This is a genomic window from Nesterenkonia sp. DZ6 (assembly GCF_022565835.1).
Taxonomy (GTDB): Bacteria; Actinomycetota; Actinomycetes; order Actinomycetales; family Micrococcaceae; genus Nesterenkonia.
The window spans coordinates 844,237-858,930 of record NZ_JAJOYW010000001.1 but is presented as its reverse complement, the minus strand read 5'-3'; the positions used below and the strand labels follow the sequence as shown (position 1 = coordinate 858,930).

General features: G+C 68.1%; 9 protein-coding genes and 1 pseudogene. 7 read left to right on the top strand and 3 right to left on the bottom strand.

Annotation, left to right across the window (positions count from 1 at the left end; translation table 11 throughout):
* The first annotated feature begins 93 nt into the window (after nt 1-93).
* From LTH93_RS03875 to secA, 3 genes and pseudogenes are all read left to right on the top strand, one after another.
* Nucleotides 94-1,002, top strand: a complete 909-nt coding sequence (locus LTH93_RS03875; protein WP_241470125.1) for a ComF family protein — start codon at nt 94-96, stop codon at nt 1,000-1,002.
* 127 nt (nt 1,003-1,129) lie between these two features.
* The gene (gene hpf, locus LTH93_RS03870; RefSeq protein ID WP_241463949.1) at nt 1,130-1,819 is read left to right on the top strand and encodes a ribosome hibernation-promoting factor, HPF/YfiA family; all 690 of its coding nucleotides are present in this window, start codon (nt 1,130-1,132) and stop codon (nt 1,817-1,819) included.
* A 253-nt stretch (nt 1,820-2,072) separates the two neighbouring features.
* Nucleotides 2,073-4,658: pseudogene (secA, locus tag LTH93_RS03865) on the top strand (preprotein translocase subunit SecA); the annotation flags it as partial.
* Nucleotides 4,659-4,752: 94 nt separating this feature from the next.
* Here the strand turns inward: secA and LTH93_RS03860 are convergent.
* Together LTH93_RS03860 and LTH93_RS03855 are read right to left on the bottom strand one after the other, a co-directional pair.
* The gene (locus LTH93_RS03860; protein WP_241470124.1) at nt 4,753-5,379 is read right to left on the bottom strand and encodes an Rv3235 family protein; all 627 of its coding nucleotides are present in this window, start codon (nt 5,377-5,379) and stop codon (nt 4,753-4,755) included.
* Nucleotides 5,380-5,545: 166 nt separating this feature from the next.
* Complete coding sequence (locus LTH93_RS03855) at nt 5,546-6,397, bottom strand: LysM peptidoglycan-binding domain-containing protein (protein ID WP_241470123.1); 852 nt, start codon at nt 6,395-6,397, stop codon at nt 5,546-5,548.
* Between the two features lie 145 nt (nt 6,398-6,542).
* On the opposite strand from LTH93_RS03855, the gene LTH93_RS03850 reads away from it, so the two are divergent.
* A complete protein-coding gene (locus tag LTH93_RS03850; protein ID WP_241470122.1) occupies nt 6,543-7,145 on the top strand; it encodes a hypothetical protein in 603 nt (200 codons plus the stop codon).
* Here the strand turns inward: LTH93_RS03850 and LTH93_RS03845 are convergent.
* Nucleotides 7,131-7,388, bottom strand: a complete 258-nt coding sequence (locus LTH93_RS03845) for a helix-turn-helix domain-containing protein (RefSeq protein ID WP_241470366.1) — start codon at nt 7,386-7,388, stop codon at nt 7,131-7,133. The genes LTH93_RS03850 and LTH93_RS03845 overlap by 15 nt on opposite strands.
* A 203-nt stretch (nt 7,389-7,591) precedes the next feature.
* Between LTH93_RS03845 and LTH93_RS03840 the strand changes: the two genes are divergently transcribed.
* The 3 genes from LTH93_RS03840 (at nt 7,592) to LTH93_RS03830 (ending at nt 14,668) form a co-directional block, all read left to right on the top strand.
* A complete protein-coding gene (locus tag LTH93_RS03840) occupies nt 7,592-8,365 on the top strand; it encodes a hypothetical protein (protein WP_241470121.1) in 774 nt (257 codons plus the stop codon).
* Nucleotides 8,366-9,748: an AAA family ATPase gene (locus tag LTH93_RS03835; protein WP_241470120.1), complete on the top strand. Its 1,383-nt coding sequence runs from the start codon at nt 8,366-8,368 to the stop codon at nt 9,746-9,748.
* Nucleotides 9,749-9,835: 87 nt separating this feature from the next.
* Nucleotides 9,836-14,668, top strand: coding sequence for an NAD-glutamate dehydrogenase (locus LTH93_RS03830; RefSeq protein ID WP_241463959.1), 4,833 nt, complete (start codon nt 9,836-9,838; stop codon nt 14,666-14,668).
* Nucleotides 14,669-14,694 lie beyond the last annotated feature (26 nt).

Sequence of the window (14,694 nt, the reverse complement as noted above, 5' to 3'; positions counted from 1 at the left end):
CCCCAGCGCCGGGCACCGCTGCCGCGGTGAGGCGGTTCTCCCCAGCTGGGCTGACGCGGACTCCGCGGGCCGCTGTGCCGAGATGATCGAAGGATGGATCCCACGCGTCAACGCACAGGGCAGTTCGCTCGCACCGTGGATCGGGTCTGGTTCGGTCCGACCGGAGCTTCGGTCAGGGCCGCGCTGAGCTCGGCGGCAGGGATCGTCACTCCGGTGTGGTGCATCGGCTGCGCGGAGCAGGACCTGGTGCTCTGCGCGCTCTGTGCCGAGGATCTCCGCCTGATGACGCGTGCGCCGTTCGCGGCCGAGGAGCAGGCGATGGCCCTGCCGCTGCTGATGGACGCGGCTGCGATCACCGTGCTGCCGGTCAGCGCCGCAGGTCACTACGCGGGTCTGGTGGCCCGAGCGGTGCTCGCGTTCAAGGACCACGGGGCCATCGGCCTGGGTGCCGCGCTGGGACCGGGGCTCGCACGCGCTCTGCGCCTGGCGGCGGCGCGTGTGCCGCCGGAGTCCGCGGCCGGGGTGCCCGGGTCACGGCCCTGGCTGCTGGTGAGCCCGCCGTCGTCGTTGCGCTCCCAGCTGACCCGCGGGTTCGATCCGGTGCAGGTGCTGCTCGACCGTGCCCTCGCGGTCTCCGCGCGGGAGCTGCGCCAGGCCGGGCTGCGACCGCATCGGGTTCCGGGGCTGCTGTGCCAATCGCGGGCGGCGGCGCTGCGGTCGCTGAGCCCCCGGCAGGGCCGGCAGAAGACCCGCGGGGCGCGCGCCCGCCGCCGTCGCTCGGTGGGAAGCCTCGAGCTGACCCCGCGAGGTCGACGCCTGCTCCCCGGGGCGGATGTCCTGCTTGTCGACGACGTGCTCACCAGCGGATCCACGCTGGCGGAGCTGCACCGGGTGCTCACCTCCGCCGGCGCCCGGATCCACGGTGCGGCAGTCTTGGCGGCAACCCCTGGACCTGGGGCTGAAGTGGGATCTCCGCTGGTGAGAGCTTCGCCCGAGGCGTAAATGGTGACGTGGGTCGCCCCGGGGAACTAGTCTGAGGTATGGGTACTTCTCACAGTCCCATCGCAGCGGCGAGGGGAAGAACGTTCTCGTCTCCGCTGTGCCTGATATCGGATACGAGGAGGACAGAATGACTCTGCAGGTCAACTTCACTGGCCGAAATATCGCGATCCCCTCCGCCTTCAAGGAGCACGTCGAAGGGAAGCTCGAGAAGATCGAGCAGCTCACCGACAAGGGGCATCGCCTGGAGATCAAGGTCTCCAGCGAAAACTCCCACCGCCGAGCCGACACCAGCATGACCGTCGAGCTGACCGTCATCGGCCGTGGCAAGGTCATTCGTTCCGAAGCGCAGGCCGGGGACAAGTTCGCCGCCTTCGAGATCGCACTGAACAAGCTCACCGAACGGCTGCGACGCACCCTGGACAAGAAGAAGTCCCGCGCCCACGCCTCCCACAACGGGGCCCCCGACGTCGCCGCCGCGATGGCGAGCGTCCCGCCGGCAGCCACCGACCGTCCGCTCTACGAACAGGTCCTCGATGCGGAGGCGGCTGATGATGTGCCGCCCACCGAGGATGAGGCTGAGTCCAGCATCAAGATCCGGCGCAAGGTCTTCCCGGCCAAGCCGGTCAGCGTTGACGCAGCCGTGGATGCGATGGAACTGGTCGGGCATGACTTCTACCTCTTCGTGGACGCCGCGACGGGTCAGCCTTCCGCGGTCTACCGCCGCCGGGGCTGGACCTATGGCGTGATCTCGCTGGATCCGAACGGCGGCGATCAGCGTGAACCGGTGGTCGAGGAACTGGCCTACCAGGCCTCCTGACCCGCACCACCAGCACCACCCACCCATCACCCCTCCGTGAGGGGCTCCTTCTGCGTTGAGGGGCGGATTCTCCGAGTGTTCCTGGCCCAGACGGGCTGAGATGCTCGTCGGAATCCGCCCCTCAACCGTGTGGGGGAGGAGCCTGGGGCCATGGGTTCGGGTGCTGCTGGGGGGAGCGCGTAGAATGACAGATGGTGATTCATGCCTATCGTGAGTCTCCGCCGAACCAGTAGACACCGATGGAGAACTGGCTGTGCCCACTCTGCTTGAACGAATCCTCAAGACCGGGGACAAGAAGATCCTCAGGACTCTGCGCTCCTACGCGGATGCGGTGAACCTCCTGGAGGACGAGTTCAAGGAGCTCAGCGACGCCGAGCTGCGCGCCGAGACCGAACGCTTCCGGGAGCGCCTGCGTGACGGCGAGTCACTGAACTCGCTGCTCCCCGAGGCCTTCGCCACTGTCCGCGAGGCGGCCGACCGCACGCTGGGTCAGCGCCACTACGACGTGCAGCTGATGGGCGGAGCGGCGCTGCATCTGGGTGAGATCGCCGAGATGGGCACCGGTGAGGGCAAGACCCTGGTCGCCACCGCCCCGGCGTACCTCAACGCGCTCACCGGCAAGGGCGTCCACGTGGTCACCGTCAATGACTACCTGGCCAAGTACCAGGCGGACCTGATGGGACGCGTCTACCGCTTCCTCGGGCTCAACGTCGGCACCATCACCAATGACCTGAAGCCGGCCGCGCGCCGCGAGGCCTACGCCGCAGACATCACCTACGGCACGAACAACGAGTTCGGCTTCGACTTCCTGCGCGACAACATGGCGCAGTCCCTGGATGACCTGGTCCAGCGTGAGCACCACTACGCCATCATCGATGAGATCGACTCGATCCTCATCGATGAGGCGCGCACCCCGCTGATCATCTCCGGAGCCGCCTCCGGCGACGTCTCGCGCTGGTACAGCGACTTCGCCACGCTGGTGAAGAAGCTGCACATCGACGAGGACTACGAGGTCGATGAGAAGAAGCGCACTGTCGGCGTCCTGGAGTCCGGCATCGACAAGGTCGAGGACTACCTCGGGATCGAGAACCTCTATGAGACCCAGAACACCACGCTGATCCAGTACCTCAACAACGCCATCCGGGCCAAGGAGCTCTACCGCCAGGACACCGATTATGTGGTCTCCCAGGGCGAGGTGCACATCGTCGATGAGCACACCGGACGCATCCTCAAGGGCCGGCGCTACAACGAGGGCCTGCACCAGGCCATCGAGGCCAAGGAGCAGGTCCGGATCAAACCGGAGAACCAGACCCGGGCCACCGTGACGCTGCAGAACTACTTCCGCAGCTACGACAAGATCTCGGGCATGACCGGCACCGCCGAGACCGAGGCCGGCGAGTTCATGTCGACCTATAAGCTCGGCGTCGTCCCGATCCCCTCGAACCGTGAGCGCCAGCGCACCGACCACAACGACCTCGTCTACAAGAACGAGGTGGTGAAGTTCGACGCGGTGATCAAAGACATCGTCGAACGCCACGAAAAGGGCCAGCCGATCCTGGTGGGCAGCGAGTCCGTGGAGAAGTCCGAGTACCTCTCCAAGAAGCTGGCCCAGGCCGGCATCCGCCATGAGGTCCTCAACGCGAAGAACCACGAGCACGAGGCCACCATCGTCGCCCAGGCGGGCCGCAAGGGTTCGGTCACCGTGGCCACGAACATGGCCGGTCGAGGCACCGACATCATGCTCGGCGGCAACGCCGAGTTCAACGCCGTCCGCGAGATGGAGAAGCTCGGCCTGGATCCGGTGAAGGACGCCGAGGCCTACGAGGCGAAATGGGACGAGGTCTTCGACCGCGCCAAGGCCGAGACCAAGGCCGACGGCGACAAGGTCCGCGAACTGGGCGGGCTCTACGTGCTGGGCACCGAGCGGCACCAGTCCCGACGCATCGACAACCAGCTGCGCGGACGCTCCGGACGTCAGGGTGACCCCGGCGAATCCCGGTTCTACATCTCCCTGACCGATGACCTGATGCGGCTCTTCAACCAGGCCGCCGCCGCGCGCATCATGAACTCCAAGGCCATGGACGATGAGATCCCGGTGGAGCACAAATTCGTGTCCTCCGCGATCGCCAACGCCCAGCAGCAGCGCGAGGGTCAGAACACCGAGACCCGCAAGAACGTGCTCAAGTACGACGACGTCATGAACCGTCAGCGCCAGGCCATCTACTCCGACCGCCGCCGCATCCTCGAGGGCGACGACGTCCACGAGAAGGTCCAGCACTTCATCGAAGACGCGGTGAGCCTGATGATCGAGGAGAAGACCACCTCCTCCTCCTCGGAGGATTGGGACCTGGAGGCTCTCTGGGAAGAGCTGAAGTCGCTCTACCCGGTGTCGCTGAGCATCGAGGACCTGGTCGAAGAGGCCGGGGGCATCGATCAGCTCAACGTCAAGATGCTCAAGCGTGAGCTCATCTCCGACGCCAAGGTCGCCTACGAGAACAAGGCTGAGGAGGTCGGGGAGGCAGCGATCCGGCAGCTCGAGCGTCGGGTGCTGCTCACCGTGATCGACGAGAAGTGGCAGGAGCATCTCTACGAGATGGACTACCTGAAGTCAGGCATCGGACTGCGCTCGATGGCCCAGCGTGATCCGCTGGTCGAATATCAGCGTGAAGGCTTCCTGCTCTTCCAGACCATGGCCGACAGCGTCCGCGAGGACTCGGTGCGGCTGCTCTTCAGCGCGGAAGTCACCGCGAAGGCTCCCGAGACCGCCGCACCGAACCTTCCCGGGGTCAAGGACGGGCGGATGTTCGCCGCCGGCAAGCGGCTGCGCGTGCCCGGTCTGCAGGACACCACCGCGACCCAGGGCTGAGCCCCGCGCGGATCCCTTGAGCTGAATCCTGGACTGAGGTCGTCCCCGGCTGCGGTCGGAGACCACCTCAGCCCAGTTCCATGGCGACTACGCGCCATCGACGCCGGTGGGCCTCCAGCCGCAGGGCGCAGGCTCGGATGCGCTTGCCGTCGGCGAACACCACTGCGACCTCCCATGCGCCCCGGGTGATGCGTTCCGCACGCAGGTGCCCGAAGGTCAACGGCTGGGGTCGCGGGATCGTCTCCGCGGAGCCGGCTGCGCCTCGGTCTCCTCGGCCTGCCGCTTCACGGCGCGAGGACCGGCGGGTCTCCGCGAGCAGCGCGGCGCGTTCGACCACCTTCTGCTGCACCTCGAGATCGAGCCACCGCTGCAGCTGGCTGGCCGGGCGCAGGCCCTGAAGCACCTCAGTGGTGACCTGGCAGACGATGCGGGAGATGGCGCAGATCTGCCGGCGCTCCTCCCGATAGGTGGCAAGCGAGGTGGGCGACTCACCCGGGGGTCGACGATTCCCCGCAGGCTCCCGCTCCCCGCGGAGTCGCCGCATGAGCGCCGGGACCTCATCTTCTCGAATGAGCCGATAGCCCGCCGTCGCGACCGGTCCCGGGTCGTGCCGCGGAGATCCCGGGGCCGGGATGACGGTGGTGCGCCCGCGAAGCTGCGGATCCGCGTCGAGGAAGGCGCGCAGCGCCTCCATGGGATCCTCCCGCGCAGGGCCCCGGGGGCCTGGCTGAGAGGAGGGCTCTTGACCGGCTGGGCTCACTGACATGATCTCTCCCGTATGGGTCGTCGGTTCTTGGGTCGCTGGTGCGTCGGTCGCTGGTTCTCGGATCGTCTGATCTGCGGTGCGGCTGGTCCGGGGGCTACGAGTCCGGCACGTCCAGGATCGTTCCCGGAAGGATGATGCCCGGGTCGGGGCCGATGCGGTCCCGGTTCACCGCATACCATTCGGGCCAGCTCGCGGCGATCTCCCAATCCGTGGCGTCAGGTCCCAGGTGCTCCGCGGCGATGCCCCACAGCGAATCCCCCAGCCGGACCACGACCTGCTCGGGCTCCGACTCCTGGCGCTGCGACCGGCCCTGAAGTCGATCGTGGATCGGCGCCTCGGGGACGAACAGTCCTGAGTCGGGTGCCTCCGGGTGTGATGGAGCGCCGCGGTCAGGTTCGGGGCTGGGACCATCGTGTGGTGCGGTGGTGTCGAACAGGGCGGAGTCTGGATCCCCGCCCGCCGCGTCACCCGCCGCCCCGCCGTCCAGCACCGAGACGGCCTCGGTCGTCGTCGCCCGGGGCCAGGAATCCGCCGCCACAGTGGTCAGAGCCAGCCCGGCGCCCAGGGTCAGCGCCGCGCTGCGCCGCAGGAATCCAGGGCTGAACTGCGCGAGGACCCGTTCCATCCGCCAGGCGCCGCACCGGCGGGCGATCTGCTGGGTGAGCACGGCCAGCACTGCGATGCTCGCGCCGAGGCTGATGAGCAGTCCCGATGCCGCAGCGAGCAGTCCCAACAGGGCCTCCGCCGCCTCGATGCCGTGGAGACCTCGGAGCTGGGCGGACTGCATCCAGAGATCGGGCTGATGTCTGAGGATCGCGGCGCCGCACCACCACAGGACCGGGCCGCTGGCGATGAACGCCGCGCTCAGCAGCAGATCCTGAAGTCTGCCATCGGGGGCTGCCCTCACCGAGGATGGTGAGGCGAGATCTCGGCTGCGAATGCTCATGGTGCCCATCCTGGTCAGTGATGAGTGCTATTTAGTACTGTTTGATATTTTTTGAGTGTACACAGTCTCATCAGCTCTGCAATAGAGGTGACGGCGGATCGTGTACTCTCAGGGCCAGACAGCAGGTCGTGGAGATGGGACCGATATGCGCTGGGATGCACTGTTCGAGGATCTCGAGACCCAGTTGGAGGCCGCGCAGACCGCCGAGCTCACTGCCGCGGCCGCGGACGCCTCCAGGCTGGAAGCCTCTCGGCTCGAGTTCGCCGAACGCCTGCGGGCGCACCGCGAGCGGGAGCTGGGTCTGCAGATCTCGGGCGGTCAGCGCCTCGTGGTGCGCGTCGGCGCAGTCGGTGCGGACTGGCTGGCCGGCGCTGTGCTCCCGCACAGCGTCCTGGTGCCGCTGACCAGCATCCTGGCCGTCGATGGCATGGCCCGCGCGGCTGCTCGTAGCGAGCCCAGCGCCTCGCGAAGGCGACTGAGCATCACGGCGCCGCTGCGGCGACTGGCTCGAGACCGCGAACTGGTCAGCGTCTTCGGGACGCAGGGACTGCTGGCCTCAGGCCTCATCGCCGCGGCAGGCCGGGATTTCGTGGAGATCGCTCCGACGCGGCGGGATGATCTGCTGCCCCGGGGCAGTCAGGGCGGGGGAGCGCGATCAGCGCGCGTCATCCCGCTTCACGCGGTGGCCTGGTTCCGCAGCGAGAGCGCCGACGTCGAGCAGCTCTCGCCCCGTTCAGGACTGAGCTGAGCCCGACCGGTCCTGGATCGCTGAAGCGCCCGGAGTCTCGGGGGCTTCAGCCGATCGGGCCGCGCGCTGGGCCGCGTACTGGCGCTCGATGTACTCATCGAGCTTCGCCTCCTCGACCCGCCACTGACCGCGACCTCCGATCTGGATTCCCTCCAGGTCGCCGGTCTTGATCAGGGCCCGAGTCTGCGACATCGAGATGTTCAGCGCCTCAGCCACATCGGGGAGGGTCAAGAACCGTCGCATCATGAGCCTCCGTGATTCCGCATGTCGTTTGATGTCGTTTCACGTCATTCTCCCATGCAATGGCGGCGGAATCCGAGTTCTCCCACGCGGCAGCGGCACAAACCTTCTGCACAGGTTCTGCTTCACCCGTTGTCTTCTGAGGAGCCTGTATCTACGCTGAGCCTGTGCGCCCGCGCTGGCGGGCCGTCAGCCAGGGAGACACCATGCCTGAGCCCCATTCGCCGCCGAGCGCAGACTCCCGGACGCGTCCGCAGACGCCCGGGGCGTCCAGATCCGTGCCCGCCGGGCAGCGCCTGCGCCGGCCCAGCTGGAGAGATCCCCGGCTCCTCGCAGGCGTGCTCATCGTGGCCCTCTCGGTCTCCGGAGTGATCGCGCTGATGACCACGCAGAATCACACCACCGAGGTCTACGCCGCGGACCGGCTGCTCACCGTGGGTGACCGGCTGGCCACCGAGGATCTGCGCGTGGTCCAGGTGCAGATCGACGAGCTTCCCGAGGCATACCTGACGGTCAGCGGGGGCCTGCCGGACGGTGCCGAGTTCATCGCCATGGTAGATGAGGGCGAGCTGATCCCGCGTCGCGCGCTTGCCGAGGAAGACCCCCAGGGACGGCAGGCGATGACGATCGCGGTGGAGCACACGCTCGCCCGCGGCGTGGAGCCGGGACGCCTCGTCGACGTCTGGGCCGCCGACGCCGGAGCGCCCGGTGCCCAGCAGGAGGTCCGGGTGGAGCAGATCGCCGCCGCGGCCCAGGTCTCGGTGATCACCGAGTCCAGCAGCACCTTCGGCGCCCAGGAGCGCGTCATCGTGGAGCTGCTGGTGGAGCCGGAGGAGCTGCCCGCGCTGCTGGGCGCCACCAGTTCGGCCTCCACCCTGTCCGTGGTCCCGGCCGGGGCCGGAGCCGAGGCAGATGCCGAGCAAGAGCAGGAGCAGGAGCAAGAGACAGGTCCTGAGCCAGAGCCAGAGGACGAGGCCTAGATGAGTCGGTGGGCCGTGGTGACCATGGGTCGGCTGAGCGTGGACCACATCGCCGCCGTCGAAGGCCTCCACGGTCCCGTCACGATCGAGCGACGCTGCGCGGACCTTCCAGAGCTGATCGCCGTCTGCCGGGCCGGTCGGGCCGATGCCGCGCTGGTCATCGGGGAGACCCACCAGCTCACCGCCACGGTGCTCGGTGAGCTCCAGGCCGGCGGCAGGCACGTCGTGGTCGTCTCACACGTCGCGGAGGAACGGAGCCGGCTGCAGCGGCTCGGGGTGCCCACCTTCACCGACGAGGTCGGCCCGGCGGCGTTGGCGCAGGCCCTGCAGGGTCGAGAGCTCAGCGACGGAACCGTCACAGGGTTCGCCGCCGCCGGTCTGGGGCCGACCAGCGGCTGCCCCTCCGCCGTTGCCGATGCGAGCCCCAGCACGCTCCAGACCGCCGACGGTGCTGGAGTCCATCCCGGCGGCGTGGAGACAGACGACCCGACAGACCACGACGACGGCGGGCCGCCCTCCACGTTGGGCCATGCGCCACCCGGAATCACCGTGGTCTGGGGCGCCCCGGGCAGCCCCGGTCGCAGCACCGTGGCGGTCAACCTCGCGGCCGAGCTCGCGATCCAGGGCGCCTCGGTGCTGCTGATCGACGCCGACACCATCGCCGCCTCGCTGGTGGCGCAGCTGGGACTGATGGAGGAGACCGCCGGACTGGCCAGGGTCTGCCGGGCCGCTGACCTGGGCAGGCTCGATTCTGCCGCGCTCGAGGCGGCGACGATCTCCGTGCAGATCAGCGGCGCACGGCTCAGCCTGCTCTCCGGACTGCCGCGGGCCCAGCGCTGGCCGGAGCTGCGCGAACGCAGCCTCACCGCGGTGCTGGAACTGGTGCGCAACCACTACGGGCATGTGATCATCGACGTCGCCGCCCCGGTCGAGGAGGACGAGGAGCTCAGCTTCGACACCACCGCCCCGCAGCGCAACGCCGCGACCCTGACCTGCCTGGGACTCGCGGACAGGATCCTCGCCGTCGGGGCCGCTGACCCGGTGGGGTTCCCGCGACTGGTCAAGGCGGTGGAGGCTCTGGAACTCGCCGTCGAGTCCTCGACGCTGGCCGAGCCCGAGGTGGTGATCAACAAGGTGCGCAGCGAGGTGATCGGACGCTCACCACGGGATCAGCTCAGCCAGACCTGGATCCGGCTCGGCCCCGCCGCCCAGATCCACGCGTTCCTGCCCTGGGACGCGGCGGGCTGTGATGCCTCCCTGCTGGCCGGGCAGGTCCTCGCCGAGGCCGCCCCGAATTCACCGCTGCGGCGCAGCATCGCCCGCCTCGCCGGCGTCGATCTCTCGGTGCGCCGTCGAGGCCTGTTCCGGCGGGGCAGACGGTAGGCTGAGCGGCACAGGCAACGCGCGGTCTCCGGCTCCGGAGCGGGGGACCACGCGTACTCCAAATCTGCAGAAAGAGTGAGAGTACACATGCCCGCCGAGACAATTCTTTGGACCAGCAATGACGCCGATCTTGAGACATTGACCGATGCGTATTACGCCCACATCGCCAGTGAGGATCGCCACCAGGTCAGCGCCGACCGCCAGCATCAGCGGGTGCGCGAACACCTGCACCTCGCCGAGACCCGGACCGGCTCCTCCCCGGTCGTCCAGGTGGCCCGCGTCGGGGACAAGAGCCTCGTCCAGGTCGTCACCGATGACATGCCCTATCTGGTGGACTCGGTCACCGCAGAGGTCACCCGCCACGGCCACGGCATCTCGTTGGTGGTCCACCCGATCCTGCTGAGCAGCCGCAGCACCGACACCGGCCAGCTGGTCTCGGTGAAGTCCCTGCCGTCCGAGCACCGCGGGGTCTCCTCAGGCGACACCCAGACCCTGCCCAACCTCACCGCGGTCTTCGATGAGCAGCACCTGGTCAAGATCGAATCCTGGATCACCATCGAGCTCGATCGGGTGATCTCTGCCGAGGACGCGGAGACCCTGGTCGCCGGACTGCAGAAGATCCTGATCGACGTCAAAGCCAGCCACCGGGATCAGAACCGGATGGTCGCCCAGGCTCAGGCCGCCGGTCGTTCGCTGCGCGAGGCCAGCGACCTCCCAGAGTCCCAGGAGTCGGCCGATCTGCTCGAGTGGATGGGCGCCGGGAACTTCCTCTTCCTGGGCTATCGAGAATACGAGCTCGCCGACTATCCCGACGGGTCGGTGCACCTGGATCCGGTCACCGGGACCGGCCTCGGGATCCTCGCCGACAAGAACGGCAAGCCGATCACCCGGCGCTCCACCGAACTCTCCGCCGCCGGTCGGCAGCGCGCCGGGCAGCGCCGCGCCCTGGTCATCACCAAGGCCAACTCGCGCTCCACCGTGCGCCGTCGCACCTACATGGACTACGTGGCCGTCAAGACCTTCCACGCGGACGGCACCGTCAAGGGCGAGCGCCGGTTCATCGGGCTGTTCAGCGAGCGCGCCTACAGCGAATCGATCGTGAACATCCCGCTGCTGCGCTCCCGCGCCGAACAGCTGCTGCGCCGCTCCGGCTTCGCCCCGGACTCGCATTCCGGCAACGACCTGATGCAGATCCTGGAGACCTATCCGCGCAATGAGCTGCTGCAGATGGAGATCGAAGAGATCGAGGAGGCCGCCTGGCAGATCATGCAGCTTCAGGAGCGTCGCCGGGTCAAGCTCTTCCTGCGCCGGGACCACTACGGCCGATTCATGACGGCTCTGGTCTACCTCCCCAGGGACCGGTACAACACGGCCGTGCGCCTCCGCATCGAACAGGAGCTGCTGGCGCATGTCGACGCGGAGTCCATCGACTTCAACGTCCGGCTCACCGATTCGGTGCTGGCCCGGGTCTTCTTCCGGCTTCGCCTGGCCGACGACGCCGCTGAGCCCACCGGCACCCAGCAGGAGCTGGAGCAGCGGCTGGCTCGGGCGGTGCGCTCCTGGTCTGAGGGGATCGCCGCCGAGGCGCGGAGCCGATACTCCTCCTCCCATGCCGAGGCCGTCGCCGCACGGTGGGGCGAGGCGTTCCCGGACGACTACCGGGTGCTCTACGAGGTCGAGGATGCGCTCGCCGACGCCGCCCAGTTCGAGGCCCTGGAGTCCGCCGCCGCCGAAGGTCAGGCTGTGCCGCGGATGAGCTTCTACCACTCTGGGGAGAGCGGTGTGGCAGACATGCGGCTGAAGCTCTACCTCACCGAGCCCAAGACGCTGACGGACACCCTGCCGGTGATCGATGACTTCGGGCTCGAGGTGCTCGACGAGCGCTCCTATACGCTCGACTGTCCCGACGGTGCCACCTTCCACCTCTACGACCTGGGGCTGTTCTATCCCGAGTCGGTCGACGTGGACGCGACCATCGGGTTGCTGCAGGAGGCCTATCAGCAGGTGCTGATGGGTCGGGCAGAGTCGGACATCTTCTCCCAGCTGGTGCTGCGGCTTGGCCTGAGCATCCGCAGCGTCACCGTGCTGCGCGCCTATGCCAAGTACTACCGCCAGCTCGGCAGCACCAACTCCTACAGCTTCGTGGCCGACTCGCTGCTGCAGAACCCCGAGATGGCCACCGCACTGGTGGACTACTTCAAGGCCCGGTTCGATCCCGATCTCGAAGGCGACCGGGAGGCCCAGAGCGCGACGGCGCGCGAGCGGGTCGTCGAGGCGCTGGAGCAGGTCCGCACGCTGGACGCGGACCGGGTGCTCAGCGCCCTGTTGAACCTCATCGACTCCACCCAGCGCACCAACCTCTACCAGGGTCGCGACTGGCTCTCGCTGAAGCTGACCCCGGCGACCATCGACGCCGCACCGGCACCTCGCCCGGCCCACGAGATCTGGGTCTACTCGCCCCAGGTGGAAGGCGTGCACCTGCGCTTCGCCAAGGTCGCCCGCGGCGGTCTGCGCTGGTCCGATCGGCGGGAGGACTTCCGCACCGAGGTGCTGGGTCTGGTGAAGGCGCAGATGGCGAAGAACGCGGTGATCGTGCCCTCCGGGGCCAAGGGAGGCTTCTTTCCCAAGCAGCTCCCGGACCCCAGCGTCGACCGTTCGGCGTGGGCCGAGGCAGGCCAGGCGGCCTACAAGATCTTCATCCGCGCCCTGTTGGACATCACGGACAACCAGAGCGAAGTCGACGGGCAGATGGTCATCACCCACCCCGAGCGGGTCATCCGCCATGACGGGGACGACGCCTACCTCGTCGTCGCCGCCGACAAGGGCACGGCGACCTTCTCCGACACCGCAAACGCGATCAGCAAGGAGTACGGACACTGGCTCGGCGATGCCTTCGCCTCAGGCGGTTCGGTGGGCTATGACCACAAGGCCATGGGCATCACCGCCCGGGGCGCCTGGGAATCGGTGAAGTCGCACTTCTCCGAGCTCGGCCTGGACACCCAGCGCGAGGAGTTCACCGTCATGGGCATCGGCGATATGGGGGGTGACGTCTTCGGCAACGGGATGCTGCTCTCCGAGCACATCCGGCTCGTCGCGGCGTTCAACCACCTGCATATCTTCATCGACCCGGACCCCGACGCCGCGGACAGCTTCGCCGAGCGTAAGCGGCTCTTCGCGGCCCAGCGTTCCGGCTGGGGGGAGTACAACCTGGAGTTGATCTCCGCGGGCGGCGGGGTCTTCTCGCGGACCGCGAAGACCATCGAGGTCACCGAGCCGATGCGCCGCCGCTTCGACCTGCCCGAGGGGCAGACGCAGCTCACGCCCCCGGAGCTGATCAACGCGCTGCTGAAGGCGCCGGTGGACCTCGTCTACAACGGCGGGATCGGGACCTACGTGAAGGCCTCCACCGAGACCCACGATCAGGTCGGCGACCGCGCCAACAACGCCATCAGGGTCGACGGCGGGTCGCTGCGCGCACGAGTGGTCGGCGAGGGCGGCAACCTGGGGTTCACCCAGGCAGGCCGGATCGAGGCGGCCCAGAACGGGGTGCTGCTGAACACCGACGCCATCGACAACTCCGCCGGGGTGGACTGCTCTGACCATGAGGTCAACATCAAGATCCTGATCGACCAGCTGGTGGCGTCGGGTCACCTCGACGCGGACGAGCGCAGCGAGCTGCTCAGCTCGATGACCGAAGACGTGGCCGCCCATGTTCTGGAGACCAACCGGGACCAGAACGTGCTGCTGATGACCGACCGACACCGGGTGGGGGAGTGGTCGCCGAGCTTTCAGCGGCTGATCAGCTGGCTGGAGGACACCGTGGGCCTGGACCGGGAGCTCGAGGTGCTGCCCACCGATGAGGTCTTCGCCGAGCGCGCCGCGGCGGGACAGCGGATCCTGACTTCTCCGGAGCTCTCGGTGCTGGCCGCCTACGCGAAGATCCAGCTCAAGGCCGCTCTGGTGGAGAACTCGGTCCCCGATGACGACTGGTTCGGAGTCACCCTGGAGCAGTACTTCCCGGCCCCGCTGCGCGAGCGCTTCCCCGATCACCTCGTCCGCCACCCGCTGCACCGCGAGATCATCGCGAATGTGGTGGCCAATGATGTGATCGACGTCGGCGGAGCCGCGTTCGTCTTTCGTGCCATCGAGGAGACCTTCGCCGCCGAGGAGCAGGTGGTGCGCTCCTTCGTGGCGGTGCGTGAGCTGTTCGCGCTGGAGGACTTCGACGCAGCCATGCGGGAGCTGCCGGTCAGCTTCGACCGGGACGCCTGGGCCAACACCTACCGGGACATGCGCCGGCTGTTGGACCGCGCGGTGCGCTGGTTCATCAACCACGTCAGCCGCGGCACCTCGGTCCGCGAGGACGTGAAGACCTACTCCGAACACATCACCCCGCTCTACGGCGAGCTCACCAGCTACCTGCGCGGCGACGACCGTGAACGGGTCGAGCGGCTCCACGCCGAGGCGCTGGAGGCCGGGATGCCCGAGCAGCTGGCGACCTGGGTCTCCCAGCTCTTCGAGGCCTTCTCGCTGCTGGACATCGCGACCCTCGCCCGAGACCTCGAGCTGGACTCCCGCGAGGTCGCCGGGGTCTACTACGCGGTCTATGCCGACTTCAGCGCCGATTCGCTGCTGAACCGGATCACCAACCTGCCCCGGCAGGACAAGTGGCAGGCCCTGGCCCGCGGAGCTCAGCGCGACGAGCTCTACGGCGCGATGGCGGACATCGCCTCGTCGGTGCTGCGCGCCACCTCCGCCGAGGCCGAGCCGGAACAGCGGCTCGAGGAGTGGAAGCAGGACAACGGCGCCAAGCTGGCGCGGGCCGAGAAGCTTGTGGCCGAGGTGGACGCGCTGGCCGATGACAACATCGCCTCGCTGACCGTGCTGCTGCGGCACCTGCGGGGTCTGGTCGACTCGTGAGCCGTCGTCGTCTGGTCTCTCCCACC